Genomic DNA, 22,296 nt, shown 5'->3' on the forward strand with positions numbered 1-22,296 from the left:
CATGAACGAGATCCATCGTCAAAAAAAGGACCCCGCAGTGAAGAACCTCGCAGTCATCTACCACAGCGCCCACGGCAACACCGAGCGTATCGCTGAGCTCATCGTCGAAGGCGCCCGCTGCGTGCCGGGCGTGCACGCGCAACTGCTGAAGGCCGAAGACCTGAGCCCGGCGCCCGAACGGCTCCTGGCCTTCGACGGTTTCGTCTTCGGATCACCGACCTACCTGGGAGGCGTCTCCGGCACGTTCAAGTCCTTCATGGACGCGACGGGCCGGCTCTGGAAGACCCACTCGCTCAAAGGCAAGCTGGCGTCGGGATTCACGGTTTCCGCGCTTCCCGCAGGCGACAAGCAATCGACGCTCACCGCCTTGTTCGTCTTCGCCATGCAACATGGCATGTTCTGGGTCGGCAACGCGATCCTGCCCGAGCAGCACGCAGGCGTGCCCTACGACGAGGCGGCCAACCGGCTGGGCTCCTGGTCGGGCTTGATGGCGCAAGCCGGCCACTCCGCGCCTGGCGGCAGCGCGTTCGCGCCTGGCGACCTCAAGACGGCGCGCATGTTCGGGGTCAACGTCGCGAAAGCCCTGGTGTGCATGTCCTGCGTGGAAGAAGCGGAGGTGGCGCGATGATTCCCTTCCGGCGCCCGAATGGCGACGCGGGAGACCGGATAATCGCTCGGTGCCGAATCCAGCCGCAGCTGCCAAACCCGACCTGAGCGCCCATACACCCATGATGGCGCAGTACCTCGCCATCAAGTCGCAGCACCCCGACACGCTCGTGTTCTACCGCATGGGCGACTTCTACGAACTGTTCTACAGCGACGCCGAGAAGGCCGCGCGCCTGCTGGACATCACCCTGACGAAGCGGGGCAACTCGGCCGGCGAGCCGGTGGTGATGGCCGGCGTGCCCTTCCACTCGGTCGAGGGCTACCTCGCCCGCCTGATCAAGCAGGGCGAGTCGGTGGCGATCTGCGAGCAGGTGGGCGAGGTCGCGGCCTCCAAGGGCCCGGTGGAGCGCAAGGTGGTGCGCGTGGTCACGCCCGGCACCCTGACCGACACCGAGCTGATGAACGACAAGGCCGAGGCGATGCTGCTGGCCGTGCACCAGGGCTCGCGGCATCGGCTGGGGCTGGCCTGGCTCAGCGTCACGCAGGGCGCGCTCCATTTGGCCGAATGCGCGGGGGACGAGCTCGAATCCTGGGTCGCCCGCATTGGCCCGAGCGAGCTTCTCTTCAGCGCCGAGGTCACCCCGGCCTTCGAGCAGCGGCTCAAGGCGCTGCGGATGGCAGCCTCGCTGTCGCTGACGCAGCGGCCGCAGTTCCAGTTCGATGCCGGCCTGGGCCTGCGCAAGCTGCTGGAGCAATTGGGCAGCGCCACGTTGGCGGCCTGGCGCGCCGACGACCTGGCGCAGGCGCATGCGGCCGCCGCCGCCCTGCTGGCGTACGCCGAGCACACACAGGGCCGGGCGCTTTCTCACGTGCAGGACCTCCAGGTCCAGCGCGACGACGAGCTGATCGACCTGCCCGTCACCACCCGGCGCAACCTGGAGCTGGTGCAGACGCTGCGCGGCGAAGATTCGCCCACGCTGTTTTCGCTGCTGGACACCTGCATGACCGGGATGGGCAGCCGGCAGCTCAAGGGGTGGCTGCTGGAGCCGCGCCGCGATCGCTCGCAGGCTGTGCGCCGGCATGAGGCGATTGGGGTGTTGCGGGGGGAGCGCCCCTCACTCCAACCCTCTCCCCGGGGGGGAGAGGGAGTGGACCGCCTGCTTGAAACGCTACGCGGCGAACTCAAGGGGTGCAGCGACGTCGAGCGCATCACGGCGCGGATCGCCCTGCGGCAGGTGCGCCCGCGCGAGCTGGTGGGGCTGCGCCAGTCGCTGGCGAAGGCGGCGGCGCTGTCGCAGCGGCTGCAAGGCCTCGAAGGCCTGCTGGCCGAAGTCCGGGAGCAGCTTGCGCCTCCCGCCGGCTGTGCCGGCCTGCTCGCCCAGACCCTGCTGGAGGAACCGGCCGCGCTGGTGCGCGACGGCGGCGTGATCGCCACCGGGCACGACGCCGAACTGGACGAGCTGCGCGAGATCCAGGACAACTGCGACGGCTTCCTGCTGGAGCTGGAAACGCGGGAGAAGGCGCGCACCGGCATCGCCAACTTGCGCGTGCAGTACAACAAGGTGCACGGCTTCTACATCGAGGTCACGCAGGGCCAGCTGGACAAGGTGCCGGCAGACTACCGCCGCCGCCAGACCCTCAAGAACGCCGAGCGCTTCATCACGCCCGAGCTCAAGGCGTTCGAGGACAAGGCGTTGTCGGCGCAGGACCGGGCACTTGCGCGCGAGAAGTGGCTGTTCGAGCGCCTGCTGGACGAGTTGCAGGCGCACGTGCCCGCGCTCACCCGGCTGGCGCGCGCCCTGTCCGCGCTCGACGCGCTGGGCGCGCTGGCCGAACGCTCGCTCACCCTGAACTGGTGCCGCCCCGAATTCATCAAGGAGCCAGCCATCGAGATCGCCCAGGGCCGGCATCCGGTGGTGGAGGCACGCCTGGCCGAGACCTCCGGCAGCGCCTTCATCGCCAACGACACGCGCCTGGGACCGAAGCAGCGCATGCAGGTGATCACCGGCCCTAACATGGGCGGCAAGTCCACCTACATGCGCCAGGTGGCACTGATCTGCCTGCTGGCGGCCATGGGCGCCTATGTGCCGGCGCAGGCCTGCCGGCTCGGGCCCATGGATGCCATCCACACACGCATCGGCGCCGCCGACGACCTGGCAAACGCCCAGTCCACCTTCATGCTGGAGATGACCGAGGCCGCGCAGATCCTGCACGCGGCCACGCCGCAGTCGCTGGTGCTGATGGACGAGATCGGCCGCGGCACCTCCACCTTCGACGGCCTGGCGCTGGCGTCGGGCATCGCCGCCCACCTGCACGACAGGACGCAGGCCTTCACGCTGTTCGCCACCCACTACTTCGAGCTCACCGAGTTCCCGGCCAGGCACCACGCCGCGCTGAACGTGCACGTGAGCGCGGTGGAGTCCGGCGCCGACATCGTGTTCCTGCACGAGATCCAGCCCGGGCCCGCCAGCCGCAGCTACGGCATCCAGGTGGCCCGCCTGGCGGGCATGCCGGCCGGCGTGGTCAACCACGCCCGGCACGCGCTGTCGTCGCTGGAAAACCAGCAGTTGCTCAGCCGCGAGCAGGTAGACTTGTTCGCGCCGCCGCCGGCGGCCGAAGCGCCCGCCCCCAGTGCCGTCGAAGCCGCGGTGGCGGCGCTGGATCCGGATGCGCTGAGCCCGCGCGAAGCGCTGGATGCGCTCTACGCGCTCAAGAAGAAGCTGGGAGATGGATAGGAGAAGACCATGACCTACTGCGTCGGCATCAAACTCAATGCGGGGCTGGTATTCCTGTCCGACTCGCGCACCAACGCGGGCGTGGACAACATCAGCACCTTCCGCAAGATCATCGTCTACGAACGGCCCGGCGACCGCTTCATGGTGCTGCTGGCGGCGGGCAACCTGAGCATCGCCCAGTCGGTGCGCGAGATCCTGCAGGTCGAACAGCTCAAGGAAGGCGACGGCTCCGAGGCCATGACGATCTGGAACGTCAAGAGCATGTTCGATGCCGCTCGGGTGCTCGGCAACGCGGTGCGCCATGTGTACGACCGCGATGCGGAGGCGCTGCAGCATGCCGGCGTCGAGTTCAACGTGAACCTGATCTTCGGCGGCCAGATCCGCGGCGAGAACATGCGGCTGTTCCAGGTGTATTCGGCCGGCAACTTCATCGAAGCGACCATGGAGACGCCCTACTTCCAGGTCGGCGAATACAAGTACGGCAAGCCGGTGCTCGACCGCGTCATCACGCCCGAGACCGGGCTGAACGAGGCCGCCAAGTGCGCGCTGGTGTCCATGGATTCGACCATGAAGTCCAACCTGTCGGTGGGACCGCCGCTGGACCTGGTGGTGTACGAGGCCGACACCTTCCAGAGCGACAAGGTCGTCTGCATCGACATGCAGAACCCCTACTTCCGCATGCTGCACTCCAGCTGGGGCCAGAAGCTGCGCGAGGTGTTCGACAGCCTGGAGGATCCGCAGTGGAGCGATGCGCCCACCGAGGTCCCGCTGAAGGTCGACAACGCCCGCGCCCGGCCGATCAAGAAGATCACGCGGCCGGATGAGAGGCTCATTTGAGCCTGATTGTTTTCTCGCACGCCAACAGCTTCCCGGCGGCCACCTACACGGTGCTGTTCAAGCACCTGCGCGCCCGCGGCTTCACCGTGAAGGCGGTGGACAAGTTCGGCCACGATGCGCGCTATCCCGTCACCAGCAACTGGCCGCACCTGGTCGAGCAGCTGCAGGATTTCGCCGAGCGCGAAGTCGGCAAGCACGGTGAACCCGCCTTCCTGGTGGGCCATTCGCTCGGCGGGTTCCTGAGCCTGATGTGCGCGGCGCGACATCCCAAGCTGGCGCGCGGCGTGCTGCTGCTCGATTCGCCCCTGCTGGGGGGCTGGAAGGCCGCCGCCCTGGCCGCGATGAAGCAGACCCAGCTCGTGGGCTCGGTGTCGCCGGGCCGCGTGAGCCGCCGGCGCAAGAACCGCTGGCCCTCGGTCGAGGACGCCTTCGAGCACTTCCGCCACAAGAAGGCCTTTGCCCAGTGGGACGAACAGGTGCTGCGCGACTACGTCGCGCGCTGCACCGAGGATGACGACGGCGAGCGGGTCCTCAGTTTCGACCGCGACGTGGAAACCGCCATCTACAACACCCTGCCCCACAACCTGGACCGCCTGCTGCTGCGGCACCCCTTGCAATGCCCGGCGGCATTCATCGGCGGCCTGGCTTCGGAGGAACTCCAGCAAGTGGGCATGGCCATGAGCAGGCAGGTCACCGAAGACCGAATCATGATGCTCGATGGCAGTCATTTGTTCCCCATGGAGAAACCACTGGCTACAGCCGCGGCCATCGAGGCCGCTTTGCGAGGCTACGAGTTCCCCCAATAGGCCCCAACGGGGCCCCAATCAGGTGCGTCCTTTGTTGGTGGTGTCCTACAGGGCACCTCTACCGATGCCCTACAGACGCCGCACCGGGCCGTTTGAGACAGTGAACCCATGGCTACCACGCACGTCTTTCAGACACCCGCATTCCGTCCGCCGTCGCTGTCGCTGCTCGCGGCCGAGCCCCTGCGCGCCTTGTTCGACTACACCGCCGCCCGGGTCGGGCCACGGGCCGACGTGGTCGGCGACGGCCACCCGGTCGTCGTCTACCCGGGCCTGGGCGCCGGCGCGCTCACCACGGCCCACCTGCGCCGTTACCTGAAGGACTCAGGTTTCACCGTCCACGACTGGGGCGGCGGCGTCAACACTGGGCCGGAGGGCAGCTTCGACGAATGGCTGCTGCGCCTGGAGGAGCGCCTGGAGCGCCTGCATGCGCGGCACCAGCGCAAGGTCAGCCTGATCGGCTGGAGTCTGGGCGGCGTGTACGCCCGCGAACTCGCCAAGCGCAGGCCGGAGATGGTGCGGCAGGTGATCACGCTGGCCACGCCCTTCGCCGCGCTGGCGCAGGGCAACCATGCCGGCACCGTGTTCAAGCTGCTCAATCACGACAAGGCGCAACTGGAGCCGCATGTGGAGGCGCGCATCCGCGAGTGCCCACCCGTGCCGACCACCTCGATCTACAGCCGCAGCGACGGCATCGTGTCCTGGCGCGGCTGCCTGGAGCGGCGGACCCTGCGCTCCGAAAGCGTGGAGGTGCACGCCAGCCACCTGGGCATCGTGTCGCACCCGCAGGTGCTGCGCATCATCGCGGACCGGCTGGCGCAACCCGAGGGCAGCTGGCAGCCGCACGCCATGGCGCGAAGCCGCTGATCAACCGCGGATCACTCCGCCCACTGAACGACGCCGGACCACGCCGTGGCCAACACCACGATGCCGAAGGCAATGCGGTACCAGGCGAAGGGCGTGAAGCTGTGGGTGGAGATGTAGCGCAGCAGCCAGCGCACGCACAGCCACGCACTCAGGAAGGAGAACACCAGCCCCACCGAGAACAGCGGCAGGTCCGCCATCGACAGCAGCGCCCGTTCCTTGTACAGGCTGTAGGCGCCGGCGCCGATCAGCGTGGGGATGGCCAGGTAGAAGGAAAAGTCGGTGGCCGCCTTGCGCGAAAGGCCGAACAGCATGGCGCCGATGATGGTGGCGCCGCTGCGGCTGGTGCCTGGGATCATGGCGAAGCACTGGGCGAGCCCGACCTTCAGCGCATCCTGCCAGCGCATCTCGTCGACGTCGGCGATGCGCACCGCCGAGGGCGGACGCCGCTCCGCCCACAGGATCACGAAGCCCCCGAGGATGAAGGTCGTGGCGACCACGGCCGGGGTGAAAAGGTTGGCCTTGATCGCCTTGCCGAACAGCAGGCCCAGGACCACGGCTGGCAGGAAGGCGATCAGCACGTTGATCACGAAGCGCCGCGCCTTGGCCTGCGTGGGCAGCGCCACCAGGGTGTCGCGGATCTTTTGCCAGTACACGATGATGACGGCGAGGATGGCGCCGGTCTGGATCGCGATATCGAACACTTTCGCCTTCTCGTCATCGAAGCCGAGCAGCGAACCGGCCAGGATGAGGTGTCCGGTGCTGGAGATCGGAAGGAACTCGGTCAGTCCCTCCACCACGCCCATCACCGCGGCCTTGGCCAGCAGCAGGAATTCCAATTGCGCTCCTTCATTGCAGAGCGCGGATTATCGCGCCCGCGCCTCTTCCGCCTGAGCCGCAGGCGTTCTGGAAGCGGGATCCGGCGAAGCATTTCACGCCGCGGCGCGTTCATCTGGCGGTCCGTTTCCTGCGTTTCGTCCCATGGCCCTCGCCGCTGCCCGGCGCGGTCGCCACAGTGCGTCCCAACGACCCACCGCCTGGAGACCCGCCATGCCGCTCGCCCCCGAAATCGCCATCCACCTGACCGCCGCCATCGGCGCGCTGGCCATCGGTCCCGTCGCGCTGTGGGCCCGCAAGGGAGCGACGCAGCGCCCGCGCCTGCACCGGGCTTTTGGCTACGCCTGGGTCACCCTGATGGTGATCACGGCCGTGTCGGCCCTGTTCATCCACGTGTCGGGACTGCCCAACATCGCCGGCTTCTCGCCGATCCACCTGCTGGTGCCGGCGACGCTGCTGGGGTTGTTCGCGTCCTTCCGCCACCTGGCCCAGGGCAACATCGCCAAGCACCGCCAGATCATGCAGCGCCTCTACTGGGGCGCCTGCGTGGCGGCCGGCGCGTTCACCCTGCTGCCCAACCGCACGCTCGGCAAGTTCGTCTGGGGCCTGTTCCCCTCGATCGGCACGATCGGCCTGGTCCTCTCGCACACGCCCGGCTGGGTCTGGGGCCTGCTCGCCGCGCTGCTGGTGCTGGGCTTCTCGCAGGCACGTGACCGCCAAGCCGGCCTCGCGCGCATCCTGTTGCTCCCCATCGCCATGGGCGGCTACGCGATCTTCGGCATGGTCTCGGCCTTTGGCGCCACCCCCGCCGTCGCCGCCGCCTGGCTCATGTCCGGCACTGTCGTTGCCTTTGCATTGCTGCGCACCGGCCCGGCCGCCGGCGTGCGCTACGACGCTGCGACGCGCCAGTTCTTCCTGCCGGGCAGTTGGGTGCCGATGGCCCTGATCCTCGCGGTGTTCCTGACGCGCTACGTGGTCAATGCCAGCCTGGCGCTGCACCCGGAACTGAAGGCCGACGCCGACATCGCCATCGCGACCGCCGCCCTCTACGGCGTCTTCAGCGGCCTGTTCGCCGGCCGCGCCGCCCAGCTGGCCCGCCTGGCGCTGCGGCCCGCCGCCGCACCCGTTCCGGCCTTCGCCGCCTGATATCGAAATTCACACGCAAGGAGCTCACCATGGACTCGCAGCAAATCGAACGCATTGCCCGCAAGCGCGCCGGCGCCAAGATGGGCTGGTACATCCACGCCGGCGTCTACCTCGCCGTCAACCTGACGCTGGCGGCCATCGCCGCGGCGAGCGGCCGCGGCTGGGTCGTCTTCCCCGCGCTCGGCTGGGGCCTGGGGCTGGCCATCCACGGCGTGGTGGTGTTCCTGGTGGCTGGCAGCGGCGGCCTGCACGACAAGCTGGTGGCGCGCGAACGCGAGCGCCTGGCCCTGCAACGGGATCCATGGTGAGGCCCGCCATGCTGCGGCACTGCCTCACCACCCTCCTGGCCCTCGCCGCCACCTGGGCGCAAGCCAACGTCGGCCTCACGCAGCTCAAGCCCGTCGGGGCCGACGGGCCGGTCACGGTGTTCTATCCCACAGCCGCGCCCGAGCAGTCCGTGAAGCGCGGCCCCTTCGAGCTGAAGCTGGCCCCCGATGCGCCGCCCGCCCGCGGCAACGGCCGGCTGGTGGTCATCTCGCACGGCTCGGGCGGTAACGCCTGGGTGCATTCGGACCTGGCCCGCGCGCTGGTGAACGCGGGCTTCGTCGTGGCCCTGCCGCGCCACCAGGGGGACAACGCGCAGGACCCTTCCACGCCCGGCCCCGAGAGCTGGAAGATCCGCCCCGCCGAGGTCTCGCGCGCCATCGACGCCGTCGCCGCCGACCCGCGCTTTGCGGCGATCGTCTCGTTCGAGCAGGTCGGCATGTACGGCATGTCGGCCGGCGGGCACACGGCGCTGACGCTGGCCGGCGGCCGCTGGTCGCCCGGGCAGTTCCGCCGCCACTGCGAAGCCGACATTGCTAACGACTTCGCCTCGTGCGTGGGCCTGGCCACCCGGCTGCGCGGCGACTTCCTCGACGACCTGAAGAAGGGCTTGGCGCTGAACGTCATCCGCCACCGCTTCGACGACGACACCTGGTACGTCCACACGGACCCGCGCATCCGCGTCATCGTCGCCGGCGTGCCCTTCGCCGCCGACTTCGACGCCGCCTCGCTGGCCACGCCCCAGGTGCCGCTGGGCCTGGTGACGGCCGGCCGGGACAAGTGGCTGGTGCCGCGCTTCCACAGCGACGCCATCCTGGCCGCCTGCGCTCCGCGCTGCGAGCTGGTCGCGCACCTGCCCGCCGCCGGCCACGGCGCGCTGCTGTCGCCCCCGCCGCCGCCGCACGTGCTGGGGGAGATCGCGCAGGACCTGCTGGGCGACCCGCCGGGCTTCGACCGCTCGGTGCTGCCCGAGGTGGACGCCAGGATCGTGGCCTTCATGCGCAGGCATCTGCTGCCCTGACCCTAGAATGAACCTGATATGCCCCAGCAGTCGCCGCAGTCGCAGTTGTCGCCGGAAGAGATCGAGCGCCTGGCGCGCAAGCGCGCCGGCGCCAAGATCGGCTGGTACTTCCATGCCGCTGTCTATGTGGCCGTGAACCTCACCTTGTTCGCGATGTCCGACCAGTTGTTCGGAACGCGCCGCTGGAGCATGGCCCCCGTGCTGGGCTGGGGCCTCGGCCTGGCGCTGCATGGCATCTCGGTGTTCGTGCTGGGCCGCGGCAGCGGCCTGCGCGAACGCATGGTGCAGAAGGAACGCGAGCGGCTGCTGCGCGAGCAGGAGCGCATGCGCGACCGATAGGGACCCGGGCGCCCGATGAACATCAACTGGATCAACAAGCTGCAGAACCTGCTGCAGACCGCCGCCTTCTGCCTGGCGGTGGCCACCATCCAGTTCGCGTTCATGCCCAACAGCGCCTACATGCCTTCGGTGATGTATTCGCTGGCCATCGGCCTGTCGATCTGGGCCATGATCGACCTGGGCCGTCACCTGTTCCCGTCGGCGATCGAAACCGGCTGGCCCCAGGGCATGACGGGCCTGCTGCTGCCGGTGGCCGCGATCGTCGCCGGCTTCTTCACCGGCAGCTACCTGGGCGACCTCATCTGCCGCACTTTCAGCCTGTACACCGGCCCGCCGGTGGACCGGGCGGCCGAGTTCCGGATTTCGTTCCTCATCACGCTGATCGCCGGCGTGGTGGGCAGCTACTACTTCTACAGCATCAACAAGAGCCACTACCTGCAGCGCAAGATGGGCGAGGCGCGCAAGCACGCCGACGAGGCCCGGCTGAAGCTGCTGGAGACCCAGCTCGAGCCGCACATGCTGTTCAACACCCTGGCCAACCTGCGCGCGCTGATCGGCGTGGACCCGCAGCGCGCCCAGGAGATGCTGGACCACATGATCGCCTACCTGCGCGCCACGCTGGACGCCTCGCGCGCCACCACGCATCCTTTGCAGGCCGAGTTCGACCGGCTGCGCGATTACCTGGAGCTGATGGCGATCCGCATGGGCCCGCGCCTGGGGTACGAGATGGCCCTGCCGAAGGCGCTGGCGCAGACCCGCGTGCCGGCCCTGCTGCTGCAGCCCCTGGTGGAGAACAGCATCAAGCACGGCCTGGAGCCGAAGGTCGGCGGCGGGCAGATCATGATCTGCGCATGCACGAGCGGTGACCTGCTCGTGCTCGAGGTCGCCGACACCGGCGCGGGCGAGGGCCAGGGCGCTTCGACTGCTGGCGCGGGCTTTGGCCTGACGCAGGTGCGCGAGCGGCTGGCAGCACTCTACGGCGAGCGCGCCAGCCTGGAGTTCCGCACCGACGGTGACGGCGCCCATGCCAGGATCACCCTGCCCCTCGCATGAACCCGACCGCCCTGATCGCCGAAGACGAACCGCTGCTGGCGCAGGCGCTGCAGGCCGAGCTGGCGCGCGCCTGGCCCGAGCTGCAGGTGCTGGGGATCGCGGGCGATGGCGAATCGGCTGCGGCCCAGGCGCTCGCGCTGCAGCCCGACGTCCTGCTCTTCGACATCCGCATGCCGGGCCAAAGCGGCATCGAAGCCGCCGCGCAGCTGGCCGACGAGTGGCCGCCGGGCCGGCCCTTTCCGGCACTGGCCTTCATCACCGCCTACGACCAGTATGCGGTGCAGGCCTTCGAAACCCAGGCCGTCGACTACGTGCTCAAGCCGGTGCAGCCCCAGCGCCTGGCGAAGTCGGTTGCGAAGATCAAGGACGTACTGTCGCGGCGGGCGGCCGGCAGCGGGGACTTCGAGGCAACGCTGGGGCAGCTGCGCCACCTGCTCGGCGCCTTGCCGGCGGCGTCTGTCGCGCCATCCTCGCCGTCCTCGCCGCATGAGTCGCTGAAGGTGCTGCAAGTGAGCGTGGGCAACAGCATCCGCATGGTGCCGGTGGACGAGGTTCTCTACTTCGAAGCGGCCGACAAGTACCTGCGCGTGCTCACCGCCAGCCACGAGTACCTGATACGCACGCCCCTGAAGGAACTGCTGCCCCAGCTGGATGCGCAACGCTTCTGGCAGGTCCATCGGGGCACCGTCGTGCGCGCCGAGGCGATCGAGGCCGTCAACCGCGACGAAGCCGGCAAGCTGCACCTGAGCCTGCGCGGGCGCAGTGAGCGGCTCGCCGTGAGCCGGCTGTACGCGCATCTGTTCAAGGCCATGTAGCGCGGGGGGAGCCCGGGGGTCAGCGGTTTGCGATTCATACCCTGGGGAAGCTGTCTGTCATTTCTTGTCGGTCTTGTCCTACATGGGGTGCGGCTGGCACAGCGTCTACTACAGGTCCATCACCCCGACTCCTCTGAGTCCCCTCCTCCTCCGGGGTGAGCTGGTCCGGCCCTCCGTCCCGCGACTAGCATGTTGGCCCCAGTCCGATGGACTGGGGCCTCTTTTTTTTGGGGAAGGGGCGAGTTGCAGGGAGCCTCATGAATCGCTCGCTCATCGCATCAGTTCTGGTCACCGTCATGGCCGTGGCCGGATGCGGCGGCGGTGACGATGACGAGACTCCCCCCGCTTCTGGCGGCAACGCCCCGGGCACCACCTATCCGGCCGGCAGTCCGGAGGCATTGGCCTTCACCACCACCAATTCCGAACGCGACCACTGCGGTTTCGGAACGCTGGCGCAGTCGGCGGCGCTGGACCGTTCGGCAACGGCGCACATGAGCTACATGGTGCTCAACAACCTGGTCGCGCACACGGAAGAGCCCGGCAAGCCCGGTTTCACCGGCGTGAACCCGGCCAACCGGGCGGTTGTGGCAGGTTACCCTTCCAGCGCAGGCATCGGCGAAGTGATCAGCTTTCCGCTGTTCGCGCCGGGAGACTCGGCGGACGCGGTGCGGCGGCTGTTCGCCGCGCCCTATCACGGCCAACTCATGATCGACAGCGCGCGCGATGTCGGCATCGATTCGCAGCCCTTCCAGGGCGTCGTTGGACTGACGATGGAGTTCGGGTTCCCGTTCATTGCCAGGCCGCCGGCGGTCACCTCGGTTCGCACCTACCCCTGCGAAGGGACAACCGGCGTCCTCGCCTTCAACCGCAACGAGTCGCCTTCACCCCTGCCCAGCCAGCAGAACCCCAGCTGGGGGCAACCCATCATCGTGCGCGGACCGGATGATTTGCGCCTGGGGATGGCCAGGATCACCGGCCCAGGGGGCACGGTGGCGCTTCAGGTGATCTATGGCGACGGCCAGACGCCCGACCCGGAACAGCAGTTCACGCGCGGATGGGCCACCGTGCTGCCCGTGCCGCTGGCGACGAACACGCAGTACACCGTCAACCTCAACTGGACCGCGGGCGGCCAGGCAGGCAGCAGCAGTTTCAGGTTCACGACCGGATCTCAGTAAGCGCTTCGAGCCCGGGCCGGGCAAAAAAAATGGCCCCAACACTTCCGTGCGGGGCCAAGGCTTGGAGAACCTCTCTCTCGTGGCAACAGGAAAATCGTGTCAGCGCCAGTGGCCGTGACCGTGGCCGTGATGGTGGCCGTGCCCCTTACCGCCGTAGTAGCCGCGGCCGTAGTAGGCCGGGCCGTAGTAATAGCTGGCGCCCACGACCGGCGCGCCGTAGTAGACCGGCGCCGGGTAGTACACCGGCGCGGGCCGCACCACCACGGGCGGGGCCACATAGACCGGCGCCGGCGCGACCACGGCCGGGCCGTAGCCGTAGCCGTAGTACGGAGCATTCGTAGCGGCGATGGCCACGCCAGGGACGCTGGCGCCGATCGAGAAGGCCACGTTGCCGCCGGCATGGGCGACGCTGGCGGCGCCCGCTGCTGCCAGCGCCAAGGCGCCGGCGGCAGCCTTGATCGCATGGGAACGGTTGAACTTCATGACGGACTCCCGGATTTGTTGTGCTGGGCCGTGAAATCTGCCCTATGCCCCTATTAAACGCAGCCGCTGGCTTGGCGAATACCCCGCTCCCCCGCAAACCCGTTAGTGGACGTAACGATCTGTCGCCTTCTGCAGTTCGCAGGCGAGCTTGCGGAGGCAGCTCGACCGTGCTTAGAGCGCCCCACCCTAAAATGGTTTCGATATGAATGCCCCCGCCGAAAAAGACGCCGCCAAGCCCAGCAATTTCCTGCGCCAGATCATTGAGCGCGACCTGGAGCAGGGCACCTATGCGCAGCGGCACTGGGCGGGCCATCCGGCGGACGCCTCGGACCACCTGAAAGGCCAGGCCGACCCCGCGAAGATCCGCACACGTTTTCCGCCCGAACCCAACGGTTACTTACATGTTGGCCATGCAAAAAGCATCTGCCTGAACTTCGGACTGGCGCGTGATTACAACGGTGTCTGCCACATGCGCTTCGACGACACCAACCCGGAGAAGGAAGAGCAGGAATACGTCGACGGCATCCTGGACGCCGTGAAGTGGCTGGGCTTCTCCTGGGACGCCAACGGGACGAGCCATTACTACCACGCGAGTGACTATTTCGACTTCATGTACCGCGCCGCCGAGTACCTGATCGAAGCCGGCCACGCCTACGTGGACGAGCAGACGCCCGAACAGATGCGGGCCAATCGCGGCGACTTCAGCCGTCCGGGCACCGACAGCCCCTACCGCAGCCGCTCGATCGAGGAGAACCTCAGCCGCTTCCGCGAGATGCGCGACGGCAAGCTGGCCGACGGCGCAGCCGTGCTGCGCGCCAAGATCGACATGGCCAGCCCCAATATCAACCTGCGCGACCCGGCCCTGTACCGCATCAAGCGCGCCGAGCACCACAACACCGGCGACAAGTGGTGCATCTACCCGATGTACACCTACGCGCACCCGATCGAGGACGCGCTGGAGAACATCACCCACAGCATCTGCACGCTGGAGTTCGAAGACCAGCGCCCCTTCTACGACTGGCTGCTCGACCGCCTGGCCGAAGGCGGCCTGATCAACCAGCCGCACCCGCGCCAATACGAATTCGCCCGCCTGAACCTGACCTACGTGCTGACCAGCAAGCGCAAGCTCAAGCAACTGGTCGATGAGAAACACGTCAGCGGCTGGGACGACCCGCGCATGCCCACCATCGTCGGCCTGCGCCGCCGCGGCTACACGCCCGAGGCCCTGCAGCTGTTCGCCGAGCGCATCGGCGTGAGCAAGGCCGACAGCTGGATCGACTACAGCGTGCTGGAACAGGCCCTGCGCGACGACCTGGACCCCAAGGCCGCCCGCGCCATGGCCGTGCTGGACCCGGTGAAGCTGGTCATCACCAACTGGGACGAGATCATGGGCGCCGGTTTCCTCGATGCCTGCTCCGCCCCCGTGCACCCGCACGCCCCCGAACGCGGCCGCCGCGAGTTCATGTGCGGCAAGGAGTTGTGGATCGAGCGCAGCGACTATGAGGAGACCCCGCCCAAGGGCTTCTTCCGCCTGTTTCCCGGCAACAAGGTGCGCCTGAAGTACGGCCACGTCATCGAATGCATCGGCGCCACCAAGGACGCCAACGGCAACGTGACCGAAGTCCAGGCCAAGCTGGTGCCCGACACCAAGAGCGGCACCCCCGGCGCCGACGCCGTCAAGGTGAAAGGCAACATCAGCTGGGTGGGCGTGGCCGACGGCGTGAAGGCCGAAGTGCGGCTTTACGACCGGCTGTTCTCCGCGGCGCAGCCCGGGGCCGGCGACAAGGATTTCCTGGAGGAGATCAACCCGGATTCGCTGAAGGTGGTGACGGCGTATGTGGAGCCGTCATTGAAGTCGGCGAAGGGGGATGAGAAGTTCCAGTTTGAGAGGCATGGGTACTTTGTGGCCGACCGGAAGGATCATGGCGAGGGTAAGACCGTGTTCAACCGGGTGGCGGGAATGAAGGATTCTTGGGGAAAGTAGAAGAAGATACGCGCGCACGACTTCCCGTCGTGGACAAGAAAGAGCAAAAACGAGGAGACGGAGACAGTGAAGATACAGCGAATCAAGATCAGGCACTTTCGCTCACTTGATGACTTTGAGTTTCGTCCTCCACCCACGACAATAGTTTGCGGCACAAACAGCTCTGGCAAATCAAATCTCCTGAGAGCATTGCGCTTGGCTTTCAGGAATGCCATAGATTCAAGTCGGCTGCCAGACAACATCACTCTGGACACCGGGCCGAACACAACATGTCAACTAGAGTTCGAGTTTGACAAACCAACCGGAGCACTTGCAACAGCGTTCGCACTGCCTCCGAACACGCCTTTTACGTACAAATTTAAGTTCAAGAAGACGGGGACATGGACTCGCCACTTGAACGAGGTAAAACTAGATGATCCAGAAGGAGAGAGGTTTCTCTCCTTTTTTTTGGTAGTTTATGTGCCGGCGATTCGCGATATCTCCGCTGATGGTCTGCAACCGTTTAAAGAAGCTCTGCTGGACTCGTTGAGAAAACAACGGGGTGCAGATTCACTTCACCAAGTAAACGGGAAAGTCAGAGCTTCCATTAGTCGGCATGCAAGGGATATGCTTGTCGCACCCAATCAGATCGCGCGGGAATGGCTAGGCGTCGACAATCTAAGTCTAGATTCGAGCCACATTGCCGTTGATCAGATCGTTTCAAATGCAGGGATTCGAGTTCGGATCGGCCCCAATTCGTTACCACTCGGGCGACTTGGAACGGGACACCAAAGCGCAGTCATCATCAAACTCTATCGCGATGTTGGGAAGGTCACGGGTCAAACTGTCTTATACCTATTTGAAGAGCCAGATAATCACCTCCACCCAACCTCCATTCGCGTCGTTGCACAAGAACTAAAAAGTTGCGCGACTGGTGATAGTCAAGTATTTGCAACAACGCATTCACCTTACTTGCTAAATCAGTTTGATCTTGCCGGTGTGCTCCCTTTGTACGTGGACAACCAGCGCCTGACTCAGAAGCGCCCGGTCAATTTGACAAAGTCTCAGCGGGCGATGCGGTCACTCCTAGGCAAGTTCGGCCTGCGTCCGGCAGAGGCTCTTCTTGCAAAAAGGGTGGTTGTTGTAGAAGGCCCAAACGATGTGAACTTCTTGCGGGCGCTCATTGAACTACAGACAAACCTAGCCCCCGAGCACCAAGATCTACTCATTGTTCCAGTAGGCGGAAAAGGACAAGTATCCGAACTTTGTCTTTTGCTTGATGAACTCGGCGCCGACTGGCGTGCGCTGTTCGATTGGGATGCGGCTTACGGCACAAACCAACCATTGTTCAAGTCAGGCCTAGCGACCCAAGACGTAACTGCGGCAAAGCAGGCGATTGCAGCCCTTCAGCCACTTCTGTTCTCACGGGCCAATAAGACTCATAAGTCCGAGAAGCTACTGAATGCAATGTCAAATGAGCTTACAACACCATTCCAAGCTCAGGGCATTGAGGATTCAGTGCTGGCTAAGCTCGTATGGGCAAAGCTTACATCCACTCAACGCAATTCACTTCGTCAAGCTGTTTCTAAGTCGCAGCCCAAAGTTGTCAATACTCTTCTAGATCCGGTAAATGTGTATCTTTGGAAGAGCGACCTAGAAACGGCAGTTGTTCCAATCGGGGCTGAGTTAGATGCGGAAGGCCATTTTGTCCAAAAGGGGCTGATCAGTGGTCCTCTACCCGTAGCAACGCGTCGAAAAGCGGTTCTAAACAAGGTGAAGGACATGGCGCATGAACCGGAGCAACTATTCGATCTCGTCAAGGCTCTTTGGAACTCCGGAAGGTACAGCCGGCAGGAAGCTGGCCGGGCTCTTGCCTATTTGCTGGGATGAATGTCGCGCCGAGATGGCTCAGTTCGAGGGGAGTTGAGGTCGGATTCCAATTTCCACGTTGGCCTCGCCCCTAGCGCCCGGCCGCTACACACGCGACTTTTCGCCGCGCTCGGCCTGTACCAGCGCTTCTCTCGCTCTGTCGTAGGTAGCTTGGCTGAGCCTCGGCGCAATCAGGCCGCGTTACTTCTCGTGCTGTTGCAAGGCAGGACTGAGCTCCACGCTTTCGTCAGCGCGTATGCGAAGCCACTCCAGGGCCGTCCGTGATCTCCAGGCGTTCGAGCCAGGTGCGCAGGATTCGCTCGTGGCGTCGACCTTCTTCAGTAGCATTCTGGTTCCTCCGGTTTTTGTGAGTGGAATTGGGGTCGGATTCCAATTTCACTCGACATCAAAACAACGCTTGATGCTCCCTGCAGTACTGCCCACCGCGAAAGCGCGTGGAGTTGCTCCAGCAGTAGCGTCCCTCTGCGTAGCTGATCTTGGCATTGCAGTGAAGGCAGACCAACCGCTTCTGCTGCGGCTCCCCCATTGAAGCATCCGTGACCTTGACAGCAGGTACCTGGCGGGGTGGGGCAGGCTTAGGCGCGCTAGGTGTTTTCGGCGGCTGTTTGGGCTGCATGAACTCCGGAAGTTCAAACGGATTCTCAGGCCGATGCTGCCGGGCGAGCTTTTCGCCCCATTCCTTGATCGTTTCCAGTGAGCGCATGTTGGCGATGCCCCGGAACACGGAACCAATTCCGAGGTCTTTGTCTACGAAGCGCCTATGCCAGCTCGGAAACTGGTCAGCCTTGATCACATTGGAGGTGTCAAAGTCCTTGGCCGCAGGCCGGTTGATGATGGCCTTCGGGTGGAACATCACAACATGGTGAAACTCGAAGTCTGAACCAATGCGATTGGTGATCTCCAGCCGTTCGAGCCAGGTGCGCAGGATTCGCTCGTGCCGTCGACTCTGCTCAATGGGTGAAGGGACGCCGAATCGCTGGCTGTCGTAGTCCACCGTGAACTCGCCCATTGAATTGATGCTGACGCTGCCCGCGTAGTTCTTCGTTTCGATCAGGTAGAAGCCAAAGGCTCGATTGACGATCAGGTGGTCGATCTGGGCTACGTCGCCGTCAATCACCAAGCGAAGATCGTGGAGAACAACGTGGTTTTCGCCTCCCTTGAAATGCTGGTCAAGGAAGTAGGCCGACTCTTTTTCGCCCTGAATGCCTTTGCGTAAGCGCATCAACTCATCCCGCAGCCAAGTCTTTTGACGGGCGTCCAACAGGGGCGACTTCTGAAGATCCTCCAGCAACGAGAGGCGCTTTGACTTGTCGTCTGCCTTTTTCAGCAGCATGCTTGTTCCCTCCGGTTTTTTTGGGATTCTGCCCCGGAATAGGAGACGCCGGCCGTGGCTCAAGCGCAAGGTAGTAGCGGGCAACCGCCCCATAGACCGCCGCATGGCAAGCCATTACGATCGCGCGGTTTATCCAAATCAAGACGGAAAGCCGCCCCATGCACCTGTTCGCCTCGACCCGCGCTGTCGTTCTGGGCACCGTCGTTGTTCTGTGCCAACCCATCGTCACCCTGCCGGCCCATGCTGACGGCGGCTGCGTCACTCGGCCCCTGACCACCGCGGAGTCGGCTCGGGTCAAGGCGAATTTCGGCGCGATCGCCGCGGCGCTGCCCAAGGCACCCAAGGGTTGGGAGGCCGACGAGGATGAAGGCGCGAACTCGGCGCGCGACGGCGTGTGCAAGAGCGGCCACGATCCCTATCGGTATTCGTTCATCCGTCGCTTCAACCGCGCCGACAACGTGCAGGCCAGGCAGCAGAAGGTCGTCGAGGCGTCCGCCGGCCTGCACACGGCCAGCGCGCAGGCCACCATGGATTCGTTCGACAAGCGGCAGCAGGCCCTGGCGGCGCAAATGGAAAAGGCCGCCGCCAAACAGGACCTGGCTGCCGTGCAGCGGCTGGGCGCGCAGATGGAAAAGCTCGAGGCCGAACGGGCCAAGGCGATGAATGCCGGCGGCGCGCTGGACCGGACGGATGCCGCCGCGGCCGAAGCCGGCAAGGACAGCGCCATTACCATCGGCGTGGACGTCAACCGCGACGAATACAGCTTCGGCGGCAAGGCCACATCGGTGAAGATCGACGGCGCCGATGCAGCCTACCTGTTCAACGTGACCGGCGAGGCGGCGATCTTCCTGGGCGCCTGGGGCCCCGTGCAGGACCACTTCCTGAAAGCGCGCGTGGACGATGCCAAGGCCCAGCCCCAGTGGCCGGTGCAGAACATCGTCGTCTACTTCCAGGCCGACAAGAGCCGCCTGCCGGCCTTGATGAAGCAGGTCGATGTGCCTAAGCTGCGCGCCTTGATGGCGCGCTGAGCCTGCAACGCAGCAGCCGGGCTGCGCCTCGACGGCATCCTCATCCCGTTTCACTCAACCGGCGCCAAGGAGAGTCACGCCCATGAAGCCCGTGCACCATGTACTCGCGATCGCAGCCCTGTCCTGCCTCGCCGCCGCGGCGTATGCCGCCGACCCGGCGCCTGCTTCCAAGCCCGTGCCCGGCAAGCCAGGCAGCATCGAGCGTGGCCGCTACCTCGCGCGCATCGCGGGCTGCAACGACTGCCACACGCCGAACTACCCGCAGTCGGCCGGCAAGGTGCCGGAGAAGGAATGGCTCACGGGCGACAACGTGGGCTGGAGCGGCGGCTGGGGCACCACCTACCCGCCGAACCTGCGGCTGTCGATGCCGAAGATGACGGAGAAGGAGTGGCTGAAGTACGCCAGAACGACCGAACTGCGCCCGCCGATGCCGTGGTTTGCGCTACGGGATATGTCGGACGATGACTTGCTGGCGATCTATCGGTTCGTCAAGCATCTCGGGCCGGCGGGGAAGCCTGCGCCTGCTTATGTGCCTCCAGGGAAGGATGTGTCGGGGCCGGTGATCAAGTTTCCGGGGTGAGTTGTGGGCGGGGGCGCCCTCACCCCTGCCCTCTCCCGGAGGGAGAGGGAGGAAATCCAGAGGGAGCCCGTTATTTGTTGCAGGCCCACTGGGTGGGCGTGACCCATCGGCAGCCGCCGAAGGCTTGTGTCTGCCCGGCCGTGGCCTGCTCCGCCTCCGGAGCAGCCGGCTGGGGCGCTGCCGGTCGCAGCAGGAACTCATGGTCCGCCACGGCCTGGACCATGGCCATGCTCGGGTACATGCCGGTGGCGACCAGGGCTTTTTGCTTGTCCACGATGCGCGCGAGCAAGGGCTGGCCTTCCGGCGTGCTGAGCACCGGGTAGTCCGCCCGGGCGCGCTGCAGGACGCGATCGACGTCTGAGACGACGGTCGAGTCTTCGTGTTGCTTCTTGCGGCGCTCGGCGGCGAGCTGGTCGGCCTTGGCTTTCTCTTCGGCGGCCTGCCTGGCATTGGCAGCCTGCTCGAAGGCCAGCCGGTCCGCTTCAGCTTTCTCGGCTGCAGCCTTTTTGGCGGCCACCTTCTGCGCCTGATCGCGCTCGTCCGCTTCCAGCAGTGCCGCATGCCTGGCGGCTTCCTCCGGCGTCATCGGGGCCTCCGGCTTGGCAGAACTGCCGGGCGTCCGGCCCGCATCCGTGCGGCCGCCAGCGTACGGGCTGGCCTGCGACGAATTGCTGGATGAGGACGAGGACGGGCGGAAGTTGACGGTGGTGCCGGAGCTTTCGCTCCTGCTCGCGCTGCTACTGCTGCTGCGACTGCCGCCACGCCGGCCTCGCGCGTCGGCGTCCGCCACCACGGCCAACAAGGCCGCCAACACCAGGACCCGGCATGCACCCGGACGAATGGCCAACCAAAGCGATGGCACGCTCATCTCTCTCTCCTCTTCTCCTTGTCTTTTGTAAGGCAATCGTACCAAAGCACGCGGATGGCCCGCTGAGTCAAGAACGCAGCAACTGGGGGCAGCGCCGTGCTGGTGCGCGCCGGGCGCTTCGGCGATGATGAGGCGTGGCCGACCTCACCAACGCCGACGCCTCCACCCTCGGTGCCTTGCTGCAGCGTGGCGAGGTCTCTTGCCTGGAGCTGATGCGTGCGACGCTGGACCGCATCCACGCGCGCAACCCGGTGTTCAACGCCATCGTGAACCTGGCGCCCGACGAGGTGCTGCTCGCCGCCGCCAGCGCGGCGGACGAGGAACTGAAGGCTGGGCGCCTGCGCGGGTGGCTGCACGGCATCCCGATCGCGATCAAGGACGCCTCCGACGCGCTGGGCTTTCCCACGACCAAGGGCTGCGAACTGCTCGCGCGGAACAAACCGCCGCGCGACTCGATCATGACGGCGCGCATGAAGGCGGCCGGCTGCATCGTGATCGGCAAGACAACCACGCCCGAGCTGGGCCTGGGCTCGCACACCTTCAGCACGCTCTGGGGCGCCACCGGCAACGGTTGGGACCCGGCGGTGAGTGCGGGCGGCTCGAGCGGCGGCGCGGCGACTTGCCTGGCCCAACGCATGCTGCCGATTGCCGACGGCTCGGACTTCATGGGGTCGCTGCGCAACCCCGCAGGCTGGAACCACGTGTATGGCATGCGGCCGACGCAGGGGCGCGTGCCGCAGGCGGGCAATCCCGACGTGTGGATCGACATGCTCTCCACCGAGGGGCCGATGGGACGCAGCATCGACGACGTCGCGCGCCTGCTGGTCACCCAGTCGGGCCACGACGCGCGCTCTCCGCTGTCGCTGCAGTCCCCGCTCGAGTGGAACGGAGAAACCGACCCGGCCCTGCTGCGCGGGCTCAAGATCGGCTGGCTTGCGGACATCGGCGGCCATCTGGCAACCGAGCCCGGCGTGCTCGAAGCCTGCCGCGACGCGTTGCGGCATTTCGAGAGCGCCGGTGCTGTCGTGGAACAGATCCCGCTCGGGTTCGACGCCGCCAAAGTTTGGGAATGCTGGCTGACCTGGCGCCGCGCGATCGCCGGTCCGCGCGTGGGCGCGCTGATGCAGCTGCCCGGCGCGAAGGAGAAGATCAAACCCGAAGCGCAGTGGGAGTACGAGTGTTCGCTGGGCCTGTCGTACATGGAGTTCCGCCTCGCGAGCCAGGTGCGCAGCGCGTTCTACCAGCACATGCGCACGCTCTTCGAGCGATGGGATGTGCTGGTGCTGCCCTCGGCGCAGTGCTGGCCCTTCGACGTGAGCTGGCGCTGGCCGAAAGAGATCGCCGGGCGCGCCATGGACACCTACCACCGCTGGATGGAAGTGACGATCTACGCGACGCTCGCCGGATGTCCCTCCCTGGTCGTGCCGGCCGGCTTCCATCCGAACGGCAAGTGGCCCATGGGCATGCAATTGATCGGCCCGTACGGCGCCGACGCCTTCGTGCTGCGAGTGGGGAAGGCGTATGAGGGGCTGCGCCGCGATTTCATTGCGCTGCGGCCGGCGGAGTGAAAGGCGAACCCCGAATTGGGGTCAGATT

General features: G+C 65.9%; 21 protein-coding genes and 1 pseudogene. 18 read left to right on the plus strand and 4 right to left on the minus strand.

Features of this window, described 5'->3' with window-relative positions:
• The first annotated feature begins 1 nt into the window (after nucleotide 1).
• The 5 genes from UC35_RS02725 (at nucleotide 2) to UC35_RS02745 (ending at nucleotide 5,848) form a co-directional block, all read left to right on the plus strand.
• A complete protein-coding gene (locus UC35_RS02725) occupies nucleotides 2-628 on the plus strand; it encodes a flavodoxin family protein (protein WP_227820438.1) in 627 nt (208 codons plus the stop codon).
• Between the two features lie 100 nt (nucleotides 629-728).
• Entirely contained in the window at nucleotides 729-3,341 is a 2,613-nt protein-coding gene (gene mutS / locus UC35_RS02730; protein ID WP_082792567.1) for a DNA mismatch repair protein MutS, read from the plus strand.
• A gap of 9 nt (nucleotides 3,342-3,350) precedes the next feature.
• On the plus strand, nucleotides 3,351-4,178 hold the full coding sequence (locus tag UC35_RS02735; protein WP_061495946.1) for a proteasome-type protease: 828 nt from the start codon (nucleotides 3,351-3,353) through the stop codon (nucleotides 4,176-4,178).
• The gene (locus UC35_RS02740; protein ID WP_061495948.1) at nucleotides 4,175-4,984 is read left to right on the plus strand and encodes an alpha/beta hydrolase; all 810 of its coding nucleotides are present in this window, start codon (nucleotides 4,175-4,177) and stop codon (nucleotides 4,982-4,984) included. The genes UC35_RS02735 and UC35_RS02740 overlap by 4 nt, the downstream gene beginning before the upstream one ends.
• 108 nt (nucleotides 4,985-5,092) lie before the next feature.
• Complete coding sequence (locus tag UC35_RS02745; RefSeq protein WP_061495950.1) at nucleotides 5,093-5,848, plus strand: serine aminopeptidase domain-containing protein; 756 nt, start codon at nucleotides 5,093-5,095, stop codon at nucleotides 5,846-5,848.
• Nucleotides 5,849-5,859: 11 nt separating this feature from the next.
• Here UC35_RS02745 and UC35_RS02750 read toward each other — a convergent pair whose 3' ends face one another.
• Nucleotides 5,860-6,684 (minus strand): undecaprenyl-diphosphate phosphatase, encoded by an 825-nt coding sequence (locus UC35_RS02750; RefSeq protein ID WP_061495952.1) that lies wholly within the window; start codon nucleotides 6,682-6,684, stop codon nucleotides 5,860-5,862.
• Between the two features lie 211 nt (nucleotides 6,685-6,895).
• Between UC35_RS02750 and UC35_RS24425 the strand changes: the two genes are divergently transcribed.
• The 7 genes from UC35_RS24425 to UC35_RS02785 all read left to right on the plus strand — a co-directional run bounded on the left by UC35_RS24425 (nucleotide 6,896) and on the right by UC35_RS02785 (nucleotide 12,555).
• The gene (locus UC35_RS24425) at nucleotides 6,896-7,828 is read left to right on the plus strand and encodes a DUF6622 family protein (protein ID WP_082792570.1); all 933 of its coding nucleotides are present in this window, start codon (nucleotides 6,896-6,898) and stop codon (nucleotides 7,826-7,828) included.
• A gap of 29 nt (nucleotides 7,829-7,857) precedes the next feature.
• On the plus strand, nucleotides 7,858-8,136 hold the full coding sequence (locus UC35_RS02760; protein WP_061495953.1) for a 2TM domain-containing protein: 279 nt from the start codon (nucleotides 7,858-7,860) through the stop codon (nucleotides 8,134-8,136).
• Nucleotides 8,130-9,173, plus strand: a complete 1,044-nt coding sequence (locus tag UC35_RS02765) for an alpha/beta hydrolase family protein (RefSeq protein ID WP_227820439.1) — start codon at nucleotides 8,130-8,132, stop codon at nucleotides 9,171-9,173. The genes UC35_RS02760 and UC35_RS02765 overlap by 7 nt, the downstream gene beginning before the upstream one ends.
• Nucleotides 9,174-9,191: 18 nt before the next feature.
• Nucleotides 9,192-9,512 (plus strand): 2TM domain-containing protein, encoded by a 321-nt coding sequence (locus UC35_RS02770; protein WP_061495957.1) that lies wholly within the window; start codon nucleotides 9,192-9,194, stop codon nucleotides 9,510-9,512.
• Nucleotides 9,513-9,527: 15 nt separating this feature from the next.
• A complete protein-coding gene (locus UC35_RS02775) occupies nucleotides 9,528-10,565 on the plus strand; it encodes a sensor histidine kinase (protein ID WP_061495959.1) in 1,038 nt (345 codons plus the stop codon).
• Entirely contained in the window at nucleotides 10,562-11,380 is an 819-nt protein-coding gene (locus UC35_RS02780; RefSeq protein WP_061495962.1) for a LytR/AlgR family response regulator transcription factor, read from the plus strand. Before UC35_RS02775 ends, UC35_RS02780 begins: the two co-directional genes overlap by 4 nt.
• A gap of 257 nt (nucleotides 11,381-11,637) precedes the next feature.
• The gene (locus UC35_RS02785; protein WP_061495964.1) at nucleotides 11,638-12,555 is read left to right on the plus strand and encodes a CAP domain-containing protein; all 918 of its coding nucleotides are present in this window, start codon (nucleotides 11,638-11,640) and stop codon (nucleotides 12,553-12,555) included.
• A gap of 99 nt (nucleotides 12,556-12,654) precedes the next feature.
• On the opposite strand, the gene UC35_RS02790 is transcribed toward UC35_RS02785, so the two are convergent.
• Nucleotides 12,655-13,038 (minus strand): hypothetical protein, encoded by a 384-nt coding sequence (locus tag UC35_RS02790; RefSeq protein ID WP_061495966.1) that lies wholly within the window; start codon nucleotides 13,036-13,038, stop codon nucleotides 12,655-12,657.
• A 202-nt stretch (nucleotides 13,039-13,240) separates the two neighbouring features.
• On the opposite strand from UC35_RS02790, the gene UC35_RS02795 reads away from it, so the two are divergent.
• From UC35_RS02795 to UC35_RS22895, 3 genes and pseudogenes are all read left to right on the plus strand, one after another.
• The gene (locus UC35_RS02795; RefSeq protein ID WP_061495968.1) at nucleotides 13,241-15,022 is read left to right on the plus strand and encodes a glutamine--tRNA ligase/YqeY domain fusion protein; all 1,782 of its coding nucleotides are present in this window, start codon (nucleotides 13,241-13,243) and stop codon (nucleotides 15,020-15,022) included.
• Between the two features lie 66 nt (nucleotides 15,023-15,088).
• Nucleotides 15,089-15,322: pseudogene (locus UC35_RS24460) on the plus strand (AAA family ATPase); the annotation flags it as partial.
• A gap of 93 nt (nucleotides 15,323-15,415) precedes the next feature.
• Nucleotides 15,416-16,891 (plus strand): ATP-dependent nuclease, encoded by a 1,476-nt coding sequence (locus UC35_RS22895; protein ID WP_145979314.1) that lies wholly within the window; start codon nucleotides 15,416-15,418, stop codon nucleotides 16,889-16,891.
• Between the two features lie 385 nt (nucleotides 16,892-17,276).
• On the opposite strand, the gene UC35_RS02800 is transcribed toward UC35_RS22895, so the two are convergent.
• The gene (locus UC35_RS02800; RefSeq protein WP_061495970.1) at nucleotides 17,277-18,224 is read right to left on the minus strand and encodes a nuclease-related domain-containing protein; all 948 of its coding nucleotides are present in this window, start codon (nucleotides 18,222-18,224) and stop codon (nucleotides 17,277-17,279) included.
• A gap of 158 nt (nucleotides 18,225-18,382) precedes the next feature.
• Between UC35_RS02800 and UC35_RS02805 the strand changes: the two genes are divergently transcribed.
• Both UC35_RS02805 and UC35_RS02810 read left to right on the plus strand, forming a co-directional pair.
• On the plus strand, nucleotides 18,383-19,252 hold the full coding sequence (locus UC35_RS02805) for an ABC transporter C-terminal domain-containing protein (RefSeq protein WP_061495972.1): 870 nt from the start codon (nucleotides 18,383-18,385) through the stop codon (nucleotides 19,250-19,252).
• Nucleotides 19,253-19,334: 82 nt separating this feature from the next.
• A complete protein-coding gene (locus UC35_RS02810) occupies nucleotides 19,335-19,832 on the plus strand; it encodes a hypothetical protein (RefSeq protein ID WP_061495974.1) in 498 nt (165 codons plus the stop codon).
• A 70-nt stretch (nucleotides 19,833-19,902) separates the two neighbouring features.
• Here UC35_RS02810 and UC35_RS23845 read toward each other — a convergent pair whose 3' ends face one another.
• The gene (locus UC35_RS23845; protein WP_158513852.1) at nucleotides 19,903-20,700 is read right to left on the minus strand and encodes a hypothetical protein; all 798 of its coding nucleotides are present in this window, start codon (nucleotides 20,698-20,700) and stop codon (nucleotides 19,903-19,905) included.
• Between the two features lie 134 nt (nucleotides 20,701-20,834).
• On the opposite strand from UC35_RS23845, the gene UC35_RS02820 reads away from it, so the two are divergent.
• Nucleotides 20,835-22,268: an amidase gene (locus tag UC35_RS02820; protein ID WP_061495978.1), complete on the plus strand. Its 1,434-nt coding sequence runs from the start codon at nucleotides 20,835-20,837 to the stop codon at nucleotides 22,266-22,268.
• Nucleotides 22,269-22,296: the final 28 nt, after the last annotated feature.

The sequence above is a fragment of the Ramlibacter tataouinensis genome (assembly GCF_001580455.1).
Classification (GTDB): domain Bacteria; phylum Pseudomonadota; class Gammaproteobacteria; order Burkholderiales; family Burkholderiaceae_C; genus Ramlibacter; species Ramlibacter tataouinensis_B.

What these genes read in the sequence shown, in the direction of transcription:
- UC35_RS02745 (WP_061495950.1), top strand. Translation starts at nt 5,093, where the DNA reads ATGGCTACCACGCACGTCTTTCAGACACCCGCATTCCGTCCGCCGTCG.
- UC35_RS02800 (WP_061495970.1), bottom strand. Translation starts at nt 18,224, where the DNA reads ATGCTGCTGAAAAAGGCAGACGACAAGTCAAAGCGCCTCTCGTTGCTG.
- UC35_RS02785 (WP_061495964.1), top strand. Translation starts at nt 11,638, where the DNA reads ATGAATCGCTCGCTCATCGCATCAGTTCTGGTCACCGTCATGGCCGTG.
- UC35_RS02765 (WP_227820439.1), top strand. Translation starts at nt 8,130, where the DNA reads ATGGTGAGGCCCGCCATGCTGCGGCACTGCCTCACCACCCTCCTGGCC.
- UC35_RS02760 (WP_061495953.1), top strand. Translation starts at nt 7,858, where the DNA reads ATGGACTCGCAGCAAATCGAACGCATTGCCCGCAAGCGCGCCGGCGCC.
- UC35_RS02735 (WP_061495946.1), top strand. Translation starts at nt 3,351, where the DNA reads ATGACCTACTGCGTCGGCATCAAACTCAATGCGGGGCTGGTATTCCTG.
- UC35_RS02780 (WP_061495962.1), top strand. Translation starts at nt 10,562, where the DNA reads ATGAACCCGACCGCCCTGATCGCCGAAGACGAACCGCTGCTGGCGCAG.
- UC35_RS02805 (WP_061495972.1), top strand. Translation starts at nt 18,383, where the DNA reads ATGCACCTGTTCGCCTCGACCCGCGCTGTCGTTCTGGGCACCGTCGTT.
- UC35_RS24425 (WP_082792570.1), top strand. Translation starts at nt 6,896, where the DNA reads ATGCCGCTCGCCCCCGAAATCGCCATCCACCTGACCGCCGCCATCGGC.
- UC35_RS02810 (WP_061495974.1), top strand. Translation starts at nt 19,335, where the DNA reads ATGAAGCCCGTGCACCATGTACTCGCGATCGCAGCCCTGTCCTGCCTC.
- UC35_RS02775 (WP_061495959.1), top strand. Translation starts at nt 9,528, where the DNA reads ATGAACATCAACTGGATCAACAAGCTGCAGAACCTGCTGCAGACCGCC.
- mutS (WP_082792567.1), top strand. Translation starts at nt 729, where the DNA reads ATGATGGCGCAGTACCTCGCCATCAAGTCGCAGCACCCCGACACGCTC.
- UC35_RS23845 (WP_158513852.1), bottom strand. Translation starts at nt 20,700, where the DNA reads ATGAGCGTGCCATCGCTTTGGTTGGCCATTCGTCCGGGTGCATGCCGG.
- UC35_RS02790 (WP_061495966.1), bottom strand. Translation starts at nt 13,038, where the DNA reads ATGAAGTTCAACCGTTCCCATGCGATCAAGGCTGCCGCCGGCGCCTTG.
- UC35_RS02795 (WP_061495968.1), top strand. Translation starts at nt 13,241, where the DNA reads ATGAATGCCCCCGCCGAAAAAGACGCCGCCAAGCCCAGCAATTTCCTG.
- UC35_RS02725 (WP_227820438.1), top strand. Translation starts at nt 2, where the DNA reads ATGAACGAGATCCATCGTCAAAAAAAGGACCCCGCAGTGAAGAACCTC.
- UC35_RS02770 (WP_061495957.1), top strand. Translation starts at nt 9,192, where the DNA reads ATGCCCCAGCAGTCGCCGCAGTCGCAGTTGTCGCCGGAAGAGATCGAG.